This is a genomic window from Pseudomonas iridis (assembly GCF_017980685.1).
GTDB lineage: Bacteria > Pseudomonadota > Gammaproteobacteria > Pseudomonadales > Pseudomonadaceae > Aquipseudomonas > Aquipseudomonas iridis.
In genome coordinates, this window is the sequence record NZ_JACXXO010000019.1 from 21,951 (window position 1) to 41,947 (window position 19,997).

The 19,997-nt window shown below is 58.1% G+C and carries 19 protein-coding genes and 1 pseudogene; 11 read left to right on the forward strand and 9 right to left on the reverse strand.

Going from position 1 to position 19,997, the window contains the following annotated elements:
* Nucleotides 1-175: 175 nt before the first annotated feature.
* From IEQ42_RS23415 to IEQ42_RS23425, 3 genes are read right to left on the reverse strand one after another with little or no spacing between them, the layout of a single operon-like run.
* Entirely contained in the window at nucleotides 176-1,204 is a 1,029-nt protein-coding gene (locus tag IEQ42_RS23415) for an alpha/beta hydrolase (protein ID WP_210705491.1), read from the reverse strand.
* A 25-nt stretch (nucleotides 1,205-1,229) separates the two neighbouring features.
* Nucleotides 1,230-1,679, reverse strand: a complete 450-nt coding sequence (locus tag IEQ42_RS23420; RefSeq protein WP_210705493.1) for a cyclophilin-like fold protein — start codon at nucleotides 1,677-1,679, stop codon at nucleotides 1,230-1,232.
* A 27-nt stretch (nucleotides 1,680-1,706) separates the two neighbouring features.
* The gene (locus tag IEQ42_RS23425) at nucleotides 1,707-2,894 is read right to left on the reverse strand and encodes an MFS transporter (protein WP_210705494.1); all 1,188 of its coding nucleotides are present in this window, start codon (nucleotides 2,892-2,894) and stop codon (nucleotides 1,707-1,709) included.
* A 127-nt stretch (nucleotides 2,895-3,021) separates the two neighbouring features.
* Here IEQ42_RS23425 and IEQ42_RS23430 point away from each other — a divergent pair, with 127 nt between their 5' ends.
* Nucleotides 3,022-3,915, forward strand: coding sequence for a LysR family transcriptional regulator (locus IEQ42_RS23430; protein WP_042558850.1), 894 nt, complete (start codon nucleotides 3,022-3,024; stop codon nucleotides 3,913-3,915).
* Between the two features lie 110 nt (nucleotides 3,916-4,025).
* Here IEQ42_RS23430 and IEQ42_RS23435 read toward each other — a convergent pair whose 3' ends face one another.
* Nucleotides 4,026-4,742, reverse strand: coding sequence for a class I SAM-dependent methyltransferase (locus tag IEQ42_RS23435; RefSeq protein WP_150605015.1), 717 nt, complete (start codon nucleotides 4,740-4,742; stop codon nucleotides 4,026-4,028).
* Nucleotides 4,743-4,955: 213 nt separating this feature from the next.
* Here IEQ42_RS23435 and IEQ42_RS23440 point away from each other — a divergent pair, with 213 nt between their 5' ends.
* From IEQ42_RS23440 to IEQ42_RS23450, 3 genes are all read left to right on the forward strand, one after another.
* Nucleotides 4,956-5,471, forward strand: coding sequence for a sigma-70 family RNA polymerase sigma factor (locus IEQ42_RS23440; RefSeq protein WP_150605014.1), 516 nt, complete (start codon nucleotides 4,956-4,958; stop codon nucleotides 5,469-5,471).
* Nucleotides 5,458-6,438, forward strand: coding sequence for a FecR domain-containing protein (locus IEQ42_RS23445; protein ID WP_210705495.1), 981 nt, complete (start codon nucleotides 5,458-5,460; stop codon nucleotides 6,436-6,438). The genes IEQ42_RS23440 and IEQ42_RS23445 overlap by 14 nt, the downstream gene beginning before the upstream one ends.
* 118 nt (nucleotides 6,439-6,556) lie before the next feature.
* The gene (locus IEQ42_RS23450) at nucleotides 6,557-8,944 is read left to right on the forward strand and encodes a TonB-dependent siderophore receptor (protein WP_210705496.1); all 2,388 of its coding nucleotides are present in this window, start codon (nucleotides 6,557-6,559) and stop codon (nucleotides 8,942-8,944) included.
* Between the two features lie 211 nt (nucleotides 8,945-9,155).
* On the opposite strand, the gene IEQ42_RS23455 is transcribed toward IEQ42_RS23450, so the two are convergent.
* Complete coding sequence (locus IEQ42_RS23455) at nucleotides 9,156-9,566, reverse strand: VOC family protein (protein WP_150596589.1); 411 nt, start codon at nucleotides 9,564-9,566, stop codon at nucleotides 9,156-9,158.
* Between the two features lie 169 nt (nucleotides 9,567-9,735).
* Nucleotides 9,736-10,476, reverse strand: a complete 741-nt coding sequence (locus IEQ42_RS23460) for an SDR family NAD(P)-dependent oxidoreductase (protein ID WP_210705497.1) — start codon at nucleotides 10,474-10,476, stop codon at nucleotides 9,736-9,738.
* Between the two features lie 159 nt (nucleotides 10,477-10,635).
* Here IEQ42_RS23460 and IEQ42_RS23465 point away from each other — a divergent pair, with 159 nt between their 5' ends.
* Entirely contained in the window at nucleotides 10,636-11,268 is a 633-nt protein-coding gene (locus IEQ42_RS23465) for a TetR/AcrR family transcriptional regulator (RefSeq protein ID WP_210705498.1), read from the forward strand.
* Here IEQ42_RS23465 and IEQ42_RS23470 read toward each other — a convergent pair.
* A pseudogene (locus tag IEQ42_RS23470) lies at nucleotides 11,264-11,392 on the reverse strand (transposase); the annotation flags it as partial. The gene IEQ42_RS23465 and the pseudogene IEQ42_RS23470 overlap by 5 nt on opposite strands.
* Before the next feature lie 57 nt (nucleotides 11,393-11,449).
* Between IEQ42_RS23470 and IEQ42_RS23475 the strand changes: the two are divergent.
* From IEQ42_RS23475 to IEQ42_RS23485, 3 genes are all read left to right on the forward strand, one after another.
* Nucleotides 11,450-11,908 (forward strand): metallophosphoesterase family protein, encoded by a 459-nt coding sequence (locus tag IEQ42_RS23475; RefSeq protein WP_210705499.1) that lies wholly within the window; start codon nucleotides 11,450-11,452, stop codon nucleotides 11,906-11,908.
* Nucleotides 11,909-11,980: 72 nt separating this feature from the next.
* The gene (locus IEQ42_RS23480) at nucleotides 11,981-14,362 is read left to right on the forward strand and encodes a DUF3772 domain-containing protein (protein ID WP_210705500.1); all 2,382 of its coding nucleotides are present in this window, start codon (nucleotides 11,981-11,983) and stop codon (nucleotides 14,360-14,362) included.
* Between the two features lie 289 nt (nucleotides 14,363-14,651).
* Nucleotides 14,652-16,196 (forward strand): methyltransferase regulatory domain-containing protein, encoded by a 1,545-nt coding sequence (locus tag IEQ42_RS23485; protein WP_210705502.1) that lies wholly within the window; start codon nucleotides 14,652-14,654, stop codon nucleotides 16,194-16,196.
* Between the two features lie 118 nt (nucleotides 16,197-16,314).
* Here IEQ42_RS23485 and IEQ42_RS23490 read toward each other — a convergent pair whose 3' ends face one another.
* Nucleotides 16,315-16,602, reverse strand: coding sequence for a hypothetical protein (locus tag IEQ42_RS23490; protein ID WP_150595402.1), 288 nt, complete (start codon nucleotides 16,600-16,602; stop codon nucleotides 16,315-16,317).
* A gap of 380 nt (nucleotides 16,603-16,982) precedes the next feature.
* Complete coding sequence (locus IEQ42_RS23495; protein WP_210705505.1) at nucleotides 16,983-17,912, reverse strand: Gfo/Idh/MocA family protein; 930 nt, start codon at nucleotides 17,910-17,912, stop codon at nucleotides 16,983-16,985.
* A gap of 253 nt (nucleotides 17,913-18,165) precedes the next feature.
* On the opposite strand from IEQ42_RS23495, the gene IEQ42_RS23500 reads away from it, so the two are divergent.
* From IEQ42_RS23500 to IEQ42_RS23510, 3 genes are all read left to right on the forward strand, one after another.
* Nucleotides 18,166-18,861: a tRNA (adenine(22)-N(1))-methyltransferase gene (locus tag IEQ42_RS23500; RefSeq protein WP_210705507.1), complete on the forward strand. Its 696-nt coding sequence runs from the start codon at nucleotides 18,166-18,168 to the stop codon at nucleotides 18,859-18,861.
* 253 nt (nucleotides 18,862-19,114) lie between these two features.
* Entirely contained in the window at nucleotides 19,115-19,330 is a 216-nt protein-coding gene (locus tag IEQ42_RS23505) for a tautomerase family protein (RefSeq protein ID WP_042558834.1), read from the forward strand.
* On the forward strand, nucleotides 19,327-19,983 hold the full coding sequence (locus IEQ42_RS23510) for a DsbA family oxidoreductase (RefSeq protein WP_210705509.1): 657 nt from the start codon (nucleotides 19,327-19,329) through the stop codon (nucleotides 19,981-19,983). Before IEQ42_RS23505 ends, IEQ42_RS23510 begins: the two co-directional genes overlap by 4 nt.
* The last annotated feature ends 14 nt before the right edge of the window (nucleotides 19,984-19,997 follow it).

The window sequence follows — 19,997 nt, forward strand, 5'->3', positions numbered from 1 at the left end:
GTGATCCCTGGATTTTGCACACGATCTGCGCGATTTCGCGCGTGGTATTGAAAAGCCTCGCAGATCAAAAGGCAAAGTCACCATTCAATAGGCGTACTGAAAAGAATGTCACTCGAACTCTCGCGAAAGCCTCAAGATTTTGAGGCTTTCGCGGCAGGCAATCCCTGCTTGTTGGTTACTTCAGTTTGTTCTGAAAGAAGGTAGCCAACTTGTCGAAAGGAATCAGATTGACACGATCATAGAGGTCAACATGCCCAGCACCCGGGATGATAACCAGCTCCTTGGGTTGTCCGGCGAGCTTATAGGCCTCCTCGCTGAACTCCCTTGAGTGCGCATCAGCGCCGGCAATGAACAACATCGGGCGCGGAGAAATCGTCTCGATATCATTGAACGGGTAGAAGTTCATGAACTTGATGTTGCTCGTCAGAGTCGGGTGCGTCGTCAACTCTTTAGAGGAACTGGACGGTGTGTACTCGCCGCGGGGTGTGCGGTAGAAGTCATAGAACTCGCGTTGAATGGGATGAGTGTTTTCATCCAGTTGATGTACCGTGCCGCTGGTGTAAGCGGTTTTACCGCCAGCGAACTCGACATCACGCTGCTGTGCCGCTTGCGCAATGATCGCCTTTCGTTGCTCAAGCGTTTGCGAGTGCTTCAAACCATTGCGATTGGCTGCGCCCATGTCATACATGCTGACCGTTGCGATGGCTTTCATGCGCGGGTCGATCTTGGCCGCGCTGATGACGAAACTGCCGCTGCCACAGATGCCGATTGCGCCAATGCGCTCCTTGTTGACGAATGGCTGTGCACCGAGAAAGTCCACTGCCGCACTGAAGTCTTCGGCGTAGATGTCCGGCGAAACAGCATTGCGCGTACGCCCCTCGCTTTCACCCCAGAACGACAGATCCAGTGACAGAGTCACGAAGCCCTTCTCGGCCATTTTCGTGGCATAGAGGTTAGCGCTCTGCTCCTTGACCGCGCCCATCGGGTGGCCGATAACAATTGCCGGGGTCTTTGATTTTGCGTCGAGGTTTTTCGGGATGAACAGATTCCCCGCCACATTCATTTGATATTGGTTTTTGAAGGTGACCTTCTGCACCGTCACTTTTTCGCTGGTGTAAAAATTATCTGCGCCGTTGGACATATCGGCTCCTGTTGCTGAGAGTGAACTGACAAGAAGCGTTAATAGAACAATGAGTTTTTTCATTGGAATCCCTGTTGATTCGGATTGATCAGTCTTTAGAGAACATCACGCGCACATCCCCTCGCCCTAGCGCCTGAGCCATGTCAGCGATGTCATCCACACGCCCGACCCGGGTGTAGGCGTACGTTGAGTTAAAGGTTGAATAAAAAACCACCAGCGTATCCGCGCCATACAACATCAAGTCACCGCTGTGGATTGTTCCTGGTTTGCTCGCGTTGGCAGGTAAAGTTTCTGGAAGGCTGGCGTGCTTCTCATTGCCGTTGAGATCACTCATCTCAATTGTTAACGGCAGTAGCCTGGCAAACGCGCCAGCGGCGGCGTTGTCGGCCAAAGTGATGGCGAAGCGTTGTTCCCCGACGGTCATCCACATGCGAGATCTCTCCGGTTTTAAAGACGCCGACGCGGCATCACCTACAGCGACGTAACCGCCCAGCACGAGCATTGCAGACAGCAAACCAAGCCAGCGAAGTGCTCTCATTGCCCATCTCCCGTAAAGTTGTATGTCTCAAGCGGATTGCGATATTGGGGAGCGTGATGTCAGCAACGTCACGAATGCGGCAAGCAGCAGCACGCCTGCGCTAAACACGAAAGTGCTCTGATAGCCGCCATGATCGAAAAGCAGTCCGCCGATGTTTGAGCCCAGGGCGATGGCCAGTTGAATCACCGCCACCATCAAACCTCCCCCGGCCTCGGCATTGTTGGGTAAGGCCTGCGCGATCCAGCTCCACCATCCGACTGGCGCCGCGGTGGCCAACAACCCCCAAAAGCCAAGCAGTGCGGCAACGACTACGACCGAGGCGCCAAGCGGAATCAATGCCAAAGCAATCAACGCCATCAGCACCGGTATGGCTATCAATGTCCGGAAGAGACCGCGTTTTAAAAACCGCCCAATGATCAGAGTGCCGATAAAGCCTGCTACTCCGATCACCAACAGGATCAGCGACAGTGTGGATACATCGACACGCGTCACCGTTTCGAGGAAAGGTCGCAGGTAGGTAAACAGGGCGAACTGCCCCATGAAAAAGGCGCCGCACCCGGCCATGCCGATTGCGACAGATCGGTTCTTCAACAGCTTCAAGGCATTGCCCGTTCCCGACGTGCGCGGCGCTACCTTCATGGTCGGCAGGCTGATCCACAGCCAGATGAAGGCAATCGTCGCTACGGGCACCAGACAAAAAAACGCCCCGCGCCAACCGATGATCGAGCCCAGATAGCTGCCCAGCGGCGCGGCGATCACGGTAGCCAACGCATTGCCGCCATTGAAGATGGCCAAGGCTTTGGGCACCTGCGAGGCGGGCACCAGTCGCATCGCGGTCGCAGCGGACATCGACCAAAAACCACCAATGACCACACCGATCAAGGCACGACCGACCATGTACGTCAGGTAGTTGGGGGCCAGTGCGACGATCGCGCCGGAAGCGGCCATCAACGCTGCCAATGCCATCAGCAAAATCTTGCGGTTGAGGGTTCCAGCCATCCAGGAGAGGGTCAGGCTGCTTAAAACGGCAAATGCTCCGGAGATCGCAATGCCCTGCCCGACCATCCCTTGCGTCACCTGAAGATCATCGGCCATCGGCGTCAGCAGACTGACCGGCATGAACTCCGACGCGATCAGCGCGAAGACACAAAGCGTCATTGCAAAGACGCCGCTCCAATGAGCAGGCGCGTTCTGGGGAGCGGAGACAGCGACCATTGGGGCCTCATTAGCATTCATATTCATGCCGACAATGGTGACGAGTGAACGCGAGCGCGACTAGCTAATGAATACTTAACAAGGTTATAAGCTCAGCTAATCAATCGACTGTGACGGCGTTTACAAAATGGTCAGAAGAAATCTCAACGATCTGCTGTCGTTCGTAACGGTGGCGCGCGAAGGCAGTTTTACGCGCGCGGCAGGCGTACTGGGCGTCACGCAGTCTGCCCTGAGTCAGGCCGTCAGCGGTCTGGAAGCACGTCTGCAAATCAGGTTGTTGACGCGAACCACACGCAGCGTTTCGCCGACCGCTGCCGGCGAAAGGCTGTTGCAGGCGATCGGCCACCGCTTCGATGAAATCGAAACGGAACTGGATATCCTGACGGACCTGCGCGACAAGCCGGCCGGCACGGTACGCATCACCTGCGGCGATCACGTTTTGCGGACAACACTCCTTCCAAAACTCACCGCATTGCTACACGAATACCCCGATATCAATGTCGAATTCGACGTCAATTACGGGTTCAGAGACATCGTGGCGGATCGTTTTGATGCGGGTGTGCGTCTTGGGGATACCATCGACAAAGACATGGTCGCCGTTCCGATAGGGCCGCCCTTACGCATGGCCGTCGTAGCCTCGCCAGCGTACTTCACCGCGCACGAGCGCCCGAAAAATCCACGAGACCTGATGAACCACAACTGCATCAATCAGCGTATGCAGACATCAGGCGGGCTCTATGTGTGGGATTTCGAGCGGCGCGGTAAACAAGTGAACGTGCGCGTAGACGGCCAGCTCATTTTCAACACGTCCACCCACATCGTCTATGCCGCTTTGGCCGGGCTGGGCATTGCCTACCTCCCCGAAGAGGAGTTTGAACCGCATCTTCAGGAAGGCCGGCTCGTGCGGGTTCTGGAAGACTGGTGCTTACCATTTTCTGGATATTACTTGTACTACCCCAACCGTCGGCAACCTTCGCCTGCATTTACATTGGTTGCGAATGCGCTGCGCGAAGGGGTTTAGTGGGCGAGCCTATGCTCTGATATTTGTTATTTTGACCGTGCCCCGGGGATTCATGCTCTTCAAACATCAGCCAAGCGCGGCGGCAGGAGGGTAGCACCGACAGCTTGCGTTCAGACCGTTCGACAGGTTAACCACGCCCCCCAGAACAGGCTGCTAAAAAACCGCGTAGCCTCGCCGAACCCCGCCTCATGCAGCAACGCCTGAACCGCCGCCTCGGAATGTGGCGGGTCCGCGCCCTGAAGAATCTTGCCAAGCTTTGCCCTCACCTCCTCCGCATTGGCGCCCTGTTGCCGCCAGCGTTGACCCCACGCTTCCAGCAACAACGGTTGACTGGCGTAAGCGTAATGATTGCCTGCCACGATCAACGGCGCGCCCGGTTTCAAGCGAGCCTTGATCGATTGCAGGATGGCGTGTTTTTGCTCGTCGCCATTCAGGTGATGGAGTACGCCGATCAGGGTCGCTGCGTCGAATGACTCGTCCGCTGGCAAGTCGTCGACGTGCCCCAGATGCACCTTCGTTGTGTGCAGCAAGTTGTTGGCCTGCAAGTGCTGCGTCGCGGCTTCCAGCATTGGCTCGGAAGGATCAACTGCGGTGAAGCGCCAGTTCGGCTCCAGCGTGGCCATTGCGATGATTTCCTGCGCCGTACCGCCAGCTCCGACGACCAGCACTTTAGCCGACCGCGAGTGACCGAGACTGGCGGCCAACATGCACGCCGCAAGATCGTGACAGGCATCGTAACCGGCCAATGCGATGCGGCTTTGCCTGGCGTATTCACTGGCGCGGGAGGTATCGAATTTATCGGCGGGATTGGCAGTGGATGAGTTCAATAGGCGATCTCCTTGTCTTTGCAGCAAGGTACGCCGAGAAACCGAATAAAAAAAATGCATAGATTTTATGCGGTGCATTCCTGCGGGGAATGCATGCCTGGAGCGGCGCTCAGCGGTCGGCAAAAGCAGACACTGAACGCCACGTATTTACCTAAGGCCTATCGCGTGAGTAGAATGCGATTAATTATCAATCATGTACTTGCTGGGATTCCAATGCGCAGCGACGAAACACTAGGTACTGCAGATCTAGGGCTGCTCTATCGCACCCACCACTCGTGGTTGCACGGCTGGCTGATCCGACGCATTGGATGTCGCGATAACGCAGCAGATTTGGCGCAGGACACCTTCGTACGTCTGCTCAAATCCCGTCAGTCCAGCCCCTTGCGCGAACCACGCGCCTATCTGAGCAGTATCGCCCGCGGACTGATGATTGATCAGTACCGTCGTCGCGAACTCGAACGTGCCTACCTGGAAAGCGTCACGTTGCTGCCTCAACACGAGGTTCCCTCGGAAGAAAGCCGGCTGATGATTCTTGATGCGCTCGAGCGCATTGACCGCATGCTCGGTACGCTAAAACCGAGAGTTCGCCAGGCGTTTTTATTTGCCCGACTCGACGGTCTGACCTGCGCGCAAATAGCCGAGAAGCTGGGTGTCTCCCGCGCGACGGTGGAACGCGACCTGGCCACGGCCCTGCAACACTGCTATCGCTTGCGTTATGTCGAGGCGTGAGCCGCAGGCGCTGGATCCGGCGATTGTCGAGCAGGCGATTCAATGGCAGGTGCGCCTTCGCTTCAATCAAGCCGATGAACAAACACAGCGCACTTTCGAGCACTGGCTGCAGGAACGCCCAGAGCATGTGTTGGCGTGGCAGCGTGTGGAAACGCTTGGGGATGAACTCACAGGCGTGCCAGCTCAACTGGCCCGACAAACCCTTGATGGCACCGATCATGGATTGCGTCGGCGGGAAAGCCTGAAGCTACTGGGCATATTGGCGACTGTTGGCACGGCAGCCTGGCTCGGCCGGGACTACACACCCGTACCCGCCATGCTTGCGCAGCAACGCAGCAGCACCGGCGAGCAACGACGCTTCCAACTCGATGATGGCAGCCTTATCCAGCTCAATAGCGATAGCGCCGTCGACAACGATTTCGACGCCCAGCGACGCCTGCTCATTCTGCGACGCGGTGAAATCATCGTGAATGTCGGCGCGGATCAACACTCGCCTCAAGCGCGACCGTTCTGGGTGCAATCACGGGACGGGATCATGCGCGCTCATAGCTCCCGTTTTCTGGCACGCGAGCTTGACGATGGCACTCTGGTCGCGGCTAAGGAAGGATCAGTCACGGTATTCCCCGGTTCCAGTCAAACTTCTGCAAGCCGCAGCGTCCAGGCCGGACATCAGCTGCTGTTCACATCAAGTGGCGCCCAAATGGTCAGGGACAACGGTCTTGATCTATGGAGCTGGGGTGACGGGGTGATCAGTGCGCGCAATATGCGCCTTAGTGATTTCATCGGGGAGTTGTCGCGTTATCGCTCCGGGGTATTGCGCTGCGCCGAAGAGGTCGCTGATCGTCGCGTTTCCGGCACCTTCCAGCTCGCCGACAACGATCAGGTCCTGGCTTTGATCGCGCAGTCACTGCACTTGCACATTGATTATCGAACCCGTTACTGGGTGACCGTGACCGCTGCCACCTGAATCCATCAGAACTTTATATAACCTGAAAAATAATGAGGTGGTTTCTCATTCTCGTTCGACTACTAAGGAAGGCCGGAATACAGGCCAGTCTGCCGATGTCCTTTCTTGGAGCGAGAAAATGAGTTCGTCCCCGGTTTCACAGCGCCATCCATTAAATCGTGCCTTGCACGGTGCGATCCTGGGTTTGATCGTAAGCAGCTACGCATTGCCATCGCTGGCGCAAACGTCGAGCGCTGACCACAGCAATCAAGTCAAGCAGTGGAACATCGCTGCGGGCCCACTGGCACCGGCGCTTGATCGTTTCGCGCGCGAGGCTGGCATCAGTCTTTCCTTCGACGCGTCGAGTGTAGTGAACCGCACCACTGCTGGCGTGAATGGCACGCTCGATACGTCGGCAGCGCTGTCATCGTTGCTGCAGGGGAGCGAATTGCAAATCCAACAGCAAGGCCCGAACGCCTACCTGCTGCTCCCTCAGGCAAAGCCCGCCGGCCCGCTGGAGCTGGACGCAACGGACGTCGAGGACTACCGCCTTGCCCCCCTCATCATCAATGCCAAGGTCAGGGTCAGTGCCGACGACGCCAACTCGGTGGTCGCCAAGGAGCTCTGGGTTGGCGGCAAGGTGGCAACCAGCATTCTCAATACACCGGCATCGGTGTCGGTTGTTACCAACAAGGAAATGGAGCAACGCAGCGTCAGCACCACGGAAGAGGCGCTGCAATACACGCCGGGCGTGGTCAGTGACTTCTATGGTACGGATGACCGCAACGACTATTTCCAGATCCGGGGCTTCCAGGCCACTACCTACCGTGACGGCTTGACCCTGAGTTCGATGCGCGGCGTACGCGAAGATCCATTCGCTTATGAGCGCATCGAGATTCTGCGTGGCGCCAACTCCACGTTGTTTGGCCCCGCGGACCCCGGCGGTTCGGTGAATTTCGTGACCAAACAGCCGCGCTTCGAGCAGTTTGGCCAAGGCTATGTGACTTATGGTTCGTTTGACCATGTCGAGACAGGCATCGATGTGGGGGATGCGCTGAACGACGAGAAAACCCTGGCTGGCCGCTTTACTGCCAAAGGCCAGAACAGCGACCGCGAGTACGATCACTCACAGGACGACAACCAGTTGTTTATGGGTGGCCTCACTTGGGCACCGACGGATTACACGTCGGCCACGATGATTCTGGACTACCTGAAAACCGAAAGTTCGCCCAACAGTGGTGGCTATCCGCTGGACAAGGAATACGACCGCAGCAAGTTTTATGGCGAGCCCAGCTACAACTTCCACGATGTCGAGCGCACCAGCCTCAGCGGTAACGTCACCCATGACTTCGATAACGGCTTCGTACTGCGCAGCAATCTGCGTTACAGCAAGTTGACCGATGATTTTGGCTACGTTTACCTCAGCGACAGCGCCGCACGTGTCGGTACTACCGTTGACCGCTATATGTTTGGAACGGACAGTGAGGCCGACCAGTTCAACGGCAATCTGATGCTGCAATACGATGCCCGATTCGAGAACATCGACAGCAGCAGCCTGGTGGGCGTGGAGTACCTCGATTCGACCACCAAGGAAAGCTCGATCTACGCCCTGACGACCCCGATTGACATTGCAAACCCCGTGTTTACTGGCGTTTCACGCTCAATCGCGCCGTATGCCGTAAATAAGCGAGACGCGACCACCAAGGCCGTATTCCTTCAGCAGAACCTGTCGTTCTACGAACGTTTCATCGTCACCGGCGGTGTGCGTAACGACTCGATGGACCTGACCAGCAAAGGCTTGCAATCCACTGAGAAAGACACCTTCTCCGAAACCTCCTACCGAGGTGCGTTGACCTATATCGTCAACGATGAGGTGTCCACCTATGTGAGCATGGTGGAATCCGTCTCGCCCCCGCAGGTTGGCGTTACACCGCAGACGGGCAGGCAGTACGAAGTGGGCGTGAAATATGCGCCGATGGGGATGGACGCACTGTTTTCCGCTGCCGTTTATGACCTGACCCAGGAAAACGTCACCATCGCTGTGGTGCTGCCGAGCGGCATCATTGAACAACAGACGGTAGGCGAGTCGCGGGCGCGTGGCCTCGACCTGGAAGCCAAGGCGCAGGTGACGCAGAACCTCAGCCTGATCGGTGGCTATTCCTACATGGAGTCCGAGGTACTGCGCGGTTCGTTGTACGACGGCAGCTCCCTGAAGGGTAATGAGTTCTCGACGGCACCCAAGCATTCCGCTTCGCTCTGGAGTTATTACGACGTCCCCGCCACTGATGTCAGCGTTGGCTTGGGTGCGCGCTACGTCGGCTCTTATTACTTCGATGCCGCCAACTCCGGCAAAAGCGATGGCACCACGCTGTTCGACGCCGCCTTCAACTACAAGATCGCCAAGGGCACCGACCTTGCGGTGAACGTCAGCAACCTGCTGGATGAACAGCACGTGGTCGGCTCCGGCACAGCGAACTTCTACAACCCGGGTCGCGAGATTACCGCCAAAGTGAGTTACAACTGGTAAGCAGGCGTGTAAGCCTTTTTTCCCTATAGGAAGCGGTGCCCGCTTTACCGCGGGCATCGTCGACTTGGCCATCAGTCGGCAAGGTGAAAGCAAGGGCGTTCGATCTTCATCGTTACGTGCCAGCTGTTAATTACGTGCCATTAGCGCGAGATGACATCGTATCGCTGACTAAGAACGTGACCCGGCAGGCACCTGGTGTGAGCCCAATCGCTTAAGTCGTCAGTTGGCAAACACTCTCCAGATTCACCCCATCAGGACCCAGTACGTAGGCCGCGTAATAATCGGAGTGGTACTGAGGCCTGATCCCGGGTGCACCGTTGTCCTGTCCGCCAGCGGCGATGGCAGCCGCATGGAATGCGTCGACGGCCTTATGACTCTGCGCCATCAGCGCGATATGAGCCCCGTAACTGGGAACGGGAGCGTCGTGCAGCCACAGGAATGGCTTGCCTGCGGAGCCGAACCCCAATCTCCGAGGCGTCGATTGCGGTGGTTCCGTCTCGATGCTCATTATCAATGTAATCCCCAAAGGCTCGAGCGCCTGCTCGTAGAAGGCGCGAGCATGCAAAATGTCCGAAACACCGATGCCCACATGATCGATTACTGATCCAGCAAATTTACTCATTAGGTAACTCCTCAAATGCCCGATTCGCTCGGCATGTTGGTAAGGCTCGCCATCCATAGACGAACGATGTTTCCGGTTGGGGCGGGTGAATCGCATCAGGAGCCGGCTAAGGCATTGTCGGAGTTCAGAGGAAGGTGAGCGTGGGACGAATCGGCCGCCCCATGTAACCTCAGACCTGAGAAGCTCCACCGTCAGCGAACAGCTCGGCGCCATTGACATAGCTCGAGGCATCGCTCGCCAGGAAGAGCGCAGCCTGGCCGATCTCGTGTGCCTGGCCGATCCGGCCAAGCGTGCTCTTCTCGTTGAGCAAACCGATCACCTGCTGCGCGTTTTCACCAAGCACGTCGCGTAGGGACGGGGTGTCCACCGGCCCGGGGCTGAGTAAGTTAATACGTACACCCGATCCTCTGATGTCGAGAATCCAGCTCCTCACCAACGCGCGTAATGCCGCCTTGGTTGCTCCATAAACGCTCATACCAGGTCCAGGGTTGATCGAAGAGGTCGAGCCGATGATGACAACGCTGCTCCCCTCGCCCATCAACGGCAACGCCCCCTGAACGGTAAAGGTGGTGCCTTTGACGTTGGTCGCGAAAACCCGATCGAAGCCCGCTTCAGTGATTGCACCCATAGGCTCGATTTCACCCATCCCGGCGTTAGCGATCAATACATCGATACGACCGTGGACCGCACCGATATGCCTGAACAGTTCCCCTAAAGAGGCAGGGTCCGAGATATCAGTCCGCACTGTAGAAACATTACCACCGAGGCGACTTGCAGCTTCATCGAGCTGTGGCTGGCGGCGCCCGGTGATGATCAGATCCGCGCCTTGGCTGACGAATGCTTCGGCGATTGCAAAGCCGAGGCCCGAGGAGCCGCCAGTGACCAGCACAACCTTGTTTTTGAATTGCATGGGAAAAACCTCAACAGTCGAAGATGTAGCGAACACTACATAATAAGAAAACCGCCTGCAAGTTATTTAGCAACCACTAAATAAAAGCACGCAGGCAAAGCGTATTTGAACTTGCATGTAGCGATCGCTAAAGTGGCGTACCAACTTGAGAGATAAGCCATGAACGAAAAACCCAGGCAGCGCCGTCCCGCCTTTGACCGAGAGCAAGGAATAGCCATCGCACAAGCACTGTTTCACCAGCGTGGATTCGACGCCGTCAGCCTCACCGACCTGACCGAGGCCATGAATATCAAACCGCCGAGCTTTTACGCAGCGTATGGCAGCAAGGCCGAACTGTTCGAACGAGCGATGAATCGCTACGCCGCAGAAAACGCGCTGCCGATGGACAGGCTGCTGGCACCGGATCGACCTCCCGCCGAAGCGCTAACCGCACTGCTAATTGCCGCTGCGCAGCAGTACGGACGAGACAGCGCTTTGCGTGGTTGTCTGATTACCGAAGGCCTACGCGCGGACGATCCGATCGCTCGAAACATGGCCGAGAAATTTGGCGATGCCGGAATCCAGGCGATCCGCCGTTATCTGGACCACGTCCGCCCGGACGCTTCGCAGACGCTGACCGACTACATCCTGATCACCCTGCGGGGGCTATCTGCGGCGGCATGCAGTGGAATGTCCAGCGAGCGCCTGGAGAACGCCGCACGGATTGCCGGCAGGTTGCTTGCCCATGAGCTCAAGTCGGGCGACAGCGCGGTGGAATCCGGAGCAAACATCTCGACCGTGGTATCCAGATGAAATCATGCGACACATCGGTTCCATACTGCTCCGGCAGGAAAGCGCGGATCTCACGCACCGTCACGCCACGGGCGTACATGGCAATGACCTGGTCATCGAAGCCTGTAATACGACGTTCATGCTCTTGACCGGGTGATTCCACAGCCGAAACCACCCATCCATTCCCTGCTAATCTCCCCCCATGAAAACCGCCATCATCTCCGACACCCACGGCCTCCTGCGTCCCGAAGCCCTGACCGCCATCCAAGGCTGCGACCTCATCCTCCACGCTGGCGACATCGGCAGTCCCGAAATCCTTGATCAGCTATCCCAAATAGCCCCCGTCCAAGCCGTGCGCGGCAACAATGACCTCAACCTCCCATGGGCTGCCAACATCCCCGACCACCTCAGCCTCGATCTCAACGGTTGGCCAACCCTGTTGATTCACGACATCGCAGACGTCCCTGCCCTCCTCGCCGCCAATACCCGACTCATCATCACCGGCCATTCCCACAAGCCGTTAATCGAATGGCGCGACAACTGCCTCTATCTGAACCCCGGCAGCGCCGGTCGCCGTCGTTTCAAACTCCCCGTGACGCTGGCCCTGCTCGACGTGCGTGCAGACGCACTGGAACCGCAGCTGATCCACCTCCTGCCCTGAAACTTTTCCGCCCCATCCGGCCCGATCACCTAACCTCATAGACTGTGTGTTCCCTTCGAGCCCGTCCTACCCATGCGTAACACGATGAAGTCGTTGTTTCTGGTCGCTTTCATGCTGCTCGTTTCCGGCAGTTTTTCGCTGCGGGCTGCGGATCTGCCGGCGCCTTCCGCGACGGCTGAGGCGCCGTTGCCGGCGATTAATCAAAGTGATCTGCAAGCGCTGCAACAACGTCTCGATGCGCTCAAGCAGCAGATCTCGTCGGCGAACAATTTCAATCAGCTCGAAGGGCCGCAGGATCGGGTTCAGGCTTTTATGCTGGATGTCGATCGGTTGTCGGCGTCGTTGTTGCCGCAGCAGGCACAGTTGGCGGTGCAGTTGGGGGTGTTGGGCGCGGCACCGGATGTCGAGGCGGCGGCGGAGCAGGCAGACATCGTCGCGCAGCGGGCGGCGCTGACGGAGCAGAAGAACAAGGTCGATGGCACGCTGAAGAGTCTGGCGGCGTTGAAACAGAGTGCCGCGGATTTGATCACACAGATCGCCGGTATCCGCCGCACGTTGCTTGAGAGCGAATTGACGCTGCGCACACTGAGTGTGCTGAATCCGGATTTCTGGGCGCCGCTGGTCAGTCCTTCAGAGAGTGATGCCCAGCGTTTCAATTATTTCTCCGACCAGATCCGCAAAACCTGGGCGACGGTATGGGCGCCGGGTGAGTACTTTTTCACGCTGGTGCTGATGCTGATCGCATGGCTGGTGTGGACGCTCGGACGGCGGCTGGCCGAGCGAGGGCTGACGTGGGTGTGCATTCACCGCATGCCGGAGGGACGCTTGCGGCGCAGTGCGCTGGCGTTTGCATCGGCGCTGGCGACAATTGCCACCACCGCCCTCGCCTTGCATTTGCTGTTCTACGCCCTCACTCGGCAAGCTCCATTGACGCCCCTGCTGCTGACGTTCTCCGAAGAGTTCGAGAAAGTCGTCTATGCCTGCGTCCTGATCACAGGTTTGAGCCGCGCGCTGTTGGCGACGGAGCATCCGTCGTGGCGTTTGCCAGCGATTGCCGATGAAGTGGCGCTGGCCCTCAAGCCTTATCCGCGCATCTTGTCCTGCACATTGCTGGTGTTGGTGACACTGGTGCAGGTCAGCAATGCGACGGCAATGAGCAGCAAGATTGTGCTGGCCGGCCGTGGCGTGGTCGCCATGGTGGTCATGGCGATCATCGTGACGATGCTGCTGCGTGTTGGCAAAGTGCGCAAGGCGTTGGCTGCGACTCATGACCCGCAGACGAGCAGCACCTTCGCCGGAGTGATTTTCACCGTCGCCAGCATTTCAATGGTTGTTTCGACGGTCGCGCTGCTGACCGGTTACGTGTCGCTGGCACGCTTCGTCACGTATGAACTGGTGTGGGCGTACATCGTGCTTGCAGGGTTCTACCTGTTGATTCAGGTAGTCAAGGACGGTTGCGAGTTCGCGTTTTCGCCCAGGTATTCAAGCGGCAAGGCGCTTGAGCATCTGTTCGGGATTGGTGATCGACGGCTGGATCAGATAGCCATCCTGATATCCGGCATCAGCCGCTCCGTGCTGTTGCTGTGCGCGGTGATCACGCTGTTTGTCGGCGGCATCGGCACCACGCTCGGGCAGTTGACAAGCAACATCCTGGCGATTCTCGGCGGCGCCGGGTTACGCAAGCTGAACATTGTTCCCGCTCATCTGCTCAACGCGGTGTTGGCGTTGCTGATCGGCATCTGGTTGATCCGCGCCCTGCGCCGCTGGCTGGACAACGAGTTCCTGCCCAAGACCGACATGGACCCGGGCATGTGCGCGTCGCTGAGCACGCTGTTTTCCAATATCGGTTACGCGCTGGTGATCTTGCTGACACTGTCGTCGCTCGGCGTGCAGTGGACCAATCTGGCGTGGATCGTCAGCGCACTGTCGGTGGGCATCGGTTTCGGTTTGCAGGAGATTGTGAAGAACTTCGTCTCAGGCCTGATTCTGCTCACCGAGCGCCCGGTGAAGGTCGGCGATCTGATCAGCATCAGCGGCGTCGAGGGTGACATCCGCCGGATCAATGTGCGCGCCACGGAAATCCAGCTCAGCGACCGCTCGATCGTGATCGTGCCCAACTCGCAACTGATCTCGCAGAACCTGCGCAACGTCACCCTCGGCGGCAGTGCCCAGGGCGTGGCGTCGCTGGAGTTGATGTTCCCGCTGGATATCGATCCCGAGGAGGTCAAAGAGCTTCTCCTCAACACCTACGGCGAGAACGAAAACATCCTCGACAAGCCGGCGCCGTTTGTGCGTTTCAGCCATTTGTCGCCGGACGGGATTACGTTGACGGTGACGGGGTATGTCGGCAGCCCGAGGATTGTCGGGGTGACCAAGAGTGATTTGCTGTTCGAGGTGCTCAAGCGGTTGGGCGCGGCAGGGATAGCGTTGGCGAAGCCGGCGTCGAGTGCTTGATCAGGTTCGATATTTTCGCTGGCTGATGCGCCGCTATCGCTGGCAAGCCAGCTCCCACAAGTTGCCGGGTGTTTAAAGAATCTTTACCTGACGCCGATCACTGTAGGAGTGAGCCTGCTCGCGATGAGGCCATTTAGAGACTGGAGCCTGCTCCGCAGTCCATTGGGGGATGAATCCTCGCCACAATGCGGACACGAATAGAAATACTCACGCGCATTTTGTCCTTGTGGCCCGTAATCACCAGCCCTTATAAACCAGCCTTTCAGTCACGAAATATTAGGAAACGAACATGAGCGACACCTGGAACGAAGGGTATTTCACCGACGAAGGCTACACCTACAGCTATAGCCGGGAAATCAATCCTGTCTTCCAGCGTTATTGCTTGTTGCTGCGCGGCTTTGCCAGCCTGGAATCGAGCGAAAGCTATCATTGCGAACTGGGCTTCGGCCAAGGCGTATCGATCAATATCCATGCCGCCGCCAACCCCGGTTCCTATGTGGGTACAGACTTCACACCGTCTCAGGCCGCCTTTGCCAGTACGCTGGCCAGCGACTGGAACAGCGATGCCCGGCTGTATGACGACAGCTTCGCGCAACTGCTGGCCCGTGATGACTTGCCGCAATTCGACAGCATCAGCCTGCATGGCATCTGGACCTGGGTCAGTCGCGACAACCAGCAACTGATCGTCGAGTTTGCCCGTCGCCATCTGAAACCGGGTGGAATGCTGTACGTCAGCTACAACTGCTTCCCCGGATGGTCGCCCGCAGCGCCACTGCGCAACCTGTTCAGCCTGCATGATCGTTTCACCAAGTCGGCGTCTTCCGGCCCGGATCAGCGTATTGACGCTGCTCTGCAATTCTCTGAAGCGCTGTTGGCCGCTAATCCCAACTACGCCAGCGCAGCGCCGAACCTGGATGCCAAACTTCAGAGCATCAAGGGGCAGAATCGCCAGTACGTCGCCCATGAATACTTCAATCGTAGCTGGGATTGCATGTATTTCACTGACGTGGTCGACGCCATGGCCCCCGCAAAACTCGACTACGTCACCACCGCTGTGCCGCTGGACTCGGTCGACCCGCTCAACCTCAGGCCAGAGGGTATGGATTTCCTGGAAGGGATCGAGCATCCGATCATGCGCGAACAAGCGCGTGACTATTTCGTCAATCAAAGTTTCCGACGTGACCTCTACGTGCGCGGCGCCACCCGGCTGTCGACCGCAGAGCAGCGCCAGGCATTGTTCAATACCCGATTCATCCTGCTGCAAGCGCCAGAGAGCGTGCCTGTCCACGTTCGCGGGCCTGCGGGTGAAGCCTCGCTGCAGACGGAGATCTACGGCCCGGTACTTGAAGCGCTGGCAGCCAACGACTATGCCCCGAAAACCTTGCGCCAGTTGTCAGCCGCCGCGTCCTCACTGGCTTCTGACGATGTGCTGCAAGCGCTCAACGTGCTGATCGGCATGAATGCCGTGGCACCGTGCCAGAGCGAAGCTGCAGAGAAAGGCGTGCAGGCGCGTTGCAACGACCTGAACCTGGAACTGTGCAAACGCTCGCTGCTGAACGACAAGATCCAGGTGTTGGCCAGCCCGGTGACCGGCGGCGGCATCACCGTCAGTCGTTTCGAACAGCTGTTCCTGATATCGATCAAGCATGGCCAGGAACAACCCGCCGAATGGGCACAACTGGCGTGGGCCATCCTCGGCGAACAAGGCGAAGTCCTCGTCAGGGACGGCGCGCCGCTGGCGACCGCCGAAGAGAACGTCGCAGAGCTGACGCTGAGTGCCCAGGTATTTGCCAGTAACAAACTGGTGATTCTCAGAGCGTTGAACATCGTCTGACAGGCACACACACGCAAAAGCATCGCGCATGAAAAAACCGGCTGAAGAGGCCGGTTTTTTTGTCACTACAGGGTCGGTTTCGTCCGCGGCAAGCGCATTAGCTCCCTCGCAGCTCAGATCATTTGCACTTGGCCAACACCACCTGACAAGTATTCGGCGTGCCGCCTGAGCGCCCGGCATAACGAATACAGTTGTTCATGGATTTCTGCCGCGCCATGTTCAGGCTGGAGCCCCAGGCCAGACCGCCCTCGCCCACCGTCGGCAACGCCTTGGCGTAACAACTGTCGCCTACGCCGGAGGGCGGATAGTGTTTGCGGTTCGAGCAGCCGGCGCTCAGCGTCAGGCTGAAAACGATGAGCGCAGGCAAGAGCCACTGCGAGCATCGGTGCCGAGGTGTTCCGATCATCGCGTCGCTCCTGTCGCATGAGGGTTGTGACTCATTCAGTCTAGCTGCACTGAACGCGCCCCTTTGTAGGAGCTGTCGAAGGCTGCAATCAAAATCTAAAGATCGCAGCCTTCGGCAGCTCCTACAGGGAGGTCGTGGCCTGGCGATACTGGCGCGGGGTGAAACCGGTCGAAGCCGCGCCGCAACTCAGCGAGCAGATTCGGGGCGGTTTGTTCTTTCCGCGCACCGGGCACTTCATTGATCCTTATCGCGTGGACCGCGTTCCAATGTGGGAGCGAGCCTGCTCGCGAAAGCTGACGAATAAGCAACGCAGTGTCATCAGGCAAAAAAACCGCCGTCCCGATCAACCAGGACGGCGGTTTTTTGTGACCGCATTGGGATTATGCGTCGTAAAACGGGGCGACTGAGACGCGACTGCCGACGAAGAAACTATCCGCCACCAGCCGCAACGGCTGAAGGTCGAGGTCGCTGGCCTTGTCACCAATCAACTGCTGAAAGTGCCGATAGACCGCCGCATATTCACCCTCCCGCGAAACGGTCTGGCGCACACCGTCGATGCTCAACAACGCGCCACCGTTGTCCAGTCGCAACACCCCTTCGGCGCAACGAATTTCGATGCTCCAGAGTTCGTCGTGGCCGTGGTCGAAGTCGAACTCGGCACGTACATCGAGGTGGCGTGCGTCTGACATTTTGATCGACGCGGCAATCGGTGACTGGCAGTTTTCGGGAACGCGCAGTTCGGCGGACTCGACAAACAACGGCAGCGCCAGCAAGTGCGTGACAATCGACAAGGCATTGATGCCCGGATCGAAAACGCCGAGACCGCCCGGCTGCCAGATCCAGGTCTGGCCGGGGTGCCATTTGCGCACGTCTTCCTTCCAGTCGATCTGCACGCTTTGCAGGGTGCGCGTGGCGAGCCAGTCGCGGGCGGCGGCAATGCCGGGGGCGTAGCGCGAATGCCAGGCGAACAACGCGCTGACGCCTTGCTGCCCGGCCAGGCTGACCAACGCCATGGCCTCACCTAATGTGGCGCACGGCGGCTTTTCCACCAGCACATGTTTGCCGGCAGCCAGCCCCTCTTGCACCAAAGCAAAGCGCCCTTGCGGTGGTGTGCAGAACGCGATCGCATCAACCTGCGGGCCGTTGGCGAGCAGCTCGCTCAGGGACTGAAAGTTTTCAACGCCGGCGCAAGGCTTGCCCTGTGTGGCGACAGACACCAACTGGAATGCGGGATTGGCGTTGATCGCCGGAACGTGTTGATCCTGGGCAATCTTGCCGTAGCCCACCAGACCGAGACGGATCGGTTGCATCAATGACTCCTGTTTTTATCTTGTTTTAGTCAGCGAGCCGGCAGATTACCCGCAATCACCGCGTTCGTCTGTCGGTGCAACGTCACAACGACGCACAGGATCAGGCAAGCATTGCACAGGAATTCAACACTTCACGCCCGGATCACAACGCGGCCCTTGTCGCCGGGATTTGACAGGCAACGCATAGCTCGACAAAGTCGCACCCCTTTTGCGGCCACCAGTGCCGCAAGTCAGTGTTGAACAGGGGTTGTCGTTGAACGAACACACATTGTCCATGCGCCTGGAGCGCGTAGCGGCGCACGTGCCGGCCGGCGCGCGACTGGCCGATATCGGCTCCGATCACGGCTATCTGCCGGTGGCGCTGATGCGCCGTGGCGTGATTGCAGCGGCAGTGGCTGGCGAAGTGGCGTTGACGCCGTTCCGCTCGGCTGAACGCACGGTGCGCGAGAACGATCTTGAACAGCACATCACCGTGCGTCATGCCAGCGGTCTGGCGGCAATCGAGCCTGGCGACGCAATCACCGCGATCAGCATTTGCGGCATGGGCGGCGAGACGATCCGCGACATTCTTGAAAGCGGCAAAGCAAAGCTTGGCGGCGCCGAACGCCTGATCCTGCAACCCAACGGCGGCGAACAACCCCTGCGCCAATGGCTGATGGATAACGGCTACTGCATCCTCTGTGAAGAACTGCTGTGGGAGAACCGTTTCTACTACGAAATCATCGTGGCCGAGCGTGCAGATTCCGTCGCCTACACGGGTCCGGAGTTGTACTTCGGGCCACTGCAGATGCAAGCGCGCAGCCCGGCGTTTCTGAGCAAGTGGCAGCGCATCCTTCGCGAGAAACAAAAGACGCTTGGCCAGTTCGCCCGAGCGCGGCAGGCGTTGCCCGAAGCCAAAGTGCAAGAGATCACGCAACAAGCGCAATGGATCACCGATTTATTGGCTTGAGTGGCGTACGCCTGATCGTAATGACCGCTTCGCTTCAATCCTCGGCGCACATCCGTTGCGACCTAGGCTCCTGAACAACTCCCCCGCCAAGACCCTCAGTGGAAGGATCCCGCAGGGTTCGCCCCTCTCGATTTGATACACCGCATCACAAATGAAGTACCTCAAGGCGTATTTATCAATCGCGCGCCACTTCTTAAAGTTCACTCCAACAGCAGCCCATCATCCCGACAGGCTGGCTAGTGGAGTTACTCCAATGCCTTTCATCAGCGTACGCATCACCCGTGACGGCGTCACTCGCGAGCAAAAAGCCCAGGTGATCAAAGAGATCACCGAGACGATGGAGCGAGTACTCAACAAAGACCCAAAACTCACGCACATCGTGATTGAAGAAGTCGACACGGATAACTGGGGTTATGCCGGTATCACCACCACCGAGTACCGCCAGCAGCTAGCGGACGAACAGTCATGAGCCGCAAGGTGAAAATCGACTTTGTCTCGGATGTGGTCTGCCCGTGGTGCGCCTTGGGCGCTACGGCACTTGAGCAAGCGATTGCGAATCTGGCCGGTGAGATCGATGTTGAACTGACCTACAAACCGTTCGAACTGAACCCGGATATGCCGGCCGTCGGTGAACACGCCGTCGAGCACATGATGCGCAAATATGGCCGTAGCGCTCAGCAAGTGGCGGAGCGCAACGCGATGATCATTCAACGCGGCAAAGACATCGGCTTTAGCTTCGACCTGGAAAAACGCAGTCACTTCTTCAACACGTTCAATGCACATCGCCTGTTGTTTTGGGCGCACATCGAAGGCCGGCAACGTGAACTCAAGCAAGCCTTGTTACGTGCTTACTTCACCGACGGCAAGAACCCGGATGACGCGCAAACGCTGGTGAATCTGGCGGGCGAAGTCGGCCTCGACACCGGACGTGCGCAAGAAGTGTTGGCGAGCGGCGAGTTCAGTCAGGAGGTCCGCGAACTTCAGCAGTTTTATCAGGCGCGGGGCATCAATTCGGTCCCGGCGATGGTGCTCAATGACCGAGAACTGATGTCCGGATCGCACTCGGTCGCCGAATACCAGCAAGCGCTTCGGCAGGCGGCACGAGAGACCTCTCACGCCTGATTTGCAGATTTTTC

Bases quoted from the DNA above. Each gene is read 5' to 3' on its own strand.
- IEQ42_RS23440 (WP_150605014.1), top strand. From the start codon at position 4,956: ATGCGCAGCGACGAAACACTAGGTACTGCAGATCTAGGGCTGCTCTAT.
- IEQ42_RS23420 (WP_210705493.1), bottom strand. From the start codon at position 1,679: ATGAGAGCACTTCGCTGGCTTGGTTTGCTGTCTGCAATGCTCGTGCTG.
- IEQ42_RS23460 (WP_210705497.1), bottom strand. From the start codon at position 10,476: ATGCAATTCAAAAACAAGGTTGTGCTGGTCACTGGCGGCTCCTCGGGC.
- IEQ42_RS23415 (WP_210705491.1), bottom strand. From the start codon at position 1,204: ATGAAAAAACTCATTGTTCTATTAACGCTTCTTGTCAGTTCACTCTCA.
- IEQ42_RS23505 (WP_042558834.1), top strand. From the start codon at position 19,115: ATGCCTTTCATCAGCGTACGCATCACCCGTGACGGCGTCACTCGCGAG.
- IEQ42_RS23445 (WP_210705495.1), top strand. From the start codon at position 5,458: ATGTCGAGGCGTGAGCCGCAGGCGCTGGATCCGGCGATTGTCGAGCAG.
- IEQ42_RS23465 (WP_210705498.1), top strand. From the start codon at position 10,636: ATGAACGAAAAACCCAGGCAGCGCCGTCCCGCCTTTGACCGAGAGCAA.
- IEQ42_RS23490 (WP_150595402.1), bottom strand. From the start codon at position 16,602: ATGATCGGAACACCTCGGCACCGATGCTCGCAGTGGCTCTTGCCTGCG.
- IEQ42_RS23480 (WP_210705500.1), top strand. From the start codon at position 11,981: ATGCGTAACACGATGAAGTCGTTGTTTCTGGTCGCTTTCATGCTGCTC.
- IEQ42_RS23425 (WP_210705494.1), bottom strand. From the start codon at position 2,894: ATGGTCGCTGTCTCCGCTCCCCAGAACGCGCCTGCTCATTGGAGCGGC.
- IEQ42_RS23475 (WP_210705499.1), top strand. From the start codon at position 11,450: ATGAAAACCGCCATCATCTCCGACACCCACGGCCTCCTGCGTCCCGAA.
- IEQ42_RS23430 (WP_042558850.1), top strand. From the start codon at position 3,022: ATGGTCAGAAGAAATCTCAACGATCTGCTGTCGTTCGTAACGGTGGCG.
- IEQ42_RS23455 (WP_150596589.1), bottom strand. From the start codon at position 9,566: ATGAGTAAATTTGCTGGATCAGTAATCGATCATGTGGGCATCGGTGTT.
- IEQ42_RS23510 (WP_210705509.1), top strand. From the start codon at position 19,327: ATGAGCCGCAAGGTGAAAATCGACTTTGTCTCGGATGTGGTCTGCCCG.
- IEQ42_RS23485 (WP_210705502.1), top strand. From the start codon at position 14,652: ATGAGCGACACCTGGAACGAAGGGTATTTCACCGACGAAGGCTACACC.
- IEQ42_RS23450 (WP_210705496.1), top strand. From the start codon at position 6,557: ATGAGTTCGTCCCCGGTTTCACAGCGCCATCCATTAAATCGTGCCTTG.
- IEQ42_RS23495 (WP_210705505.1), bottom strand. From the start codon at position 17,912: ATGCAACCGATCCGTCTCGGTCTGGTGGGCTACGGCAAGATTGCCCAG.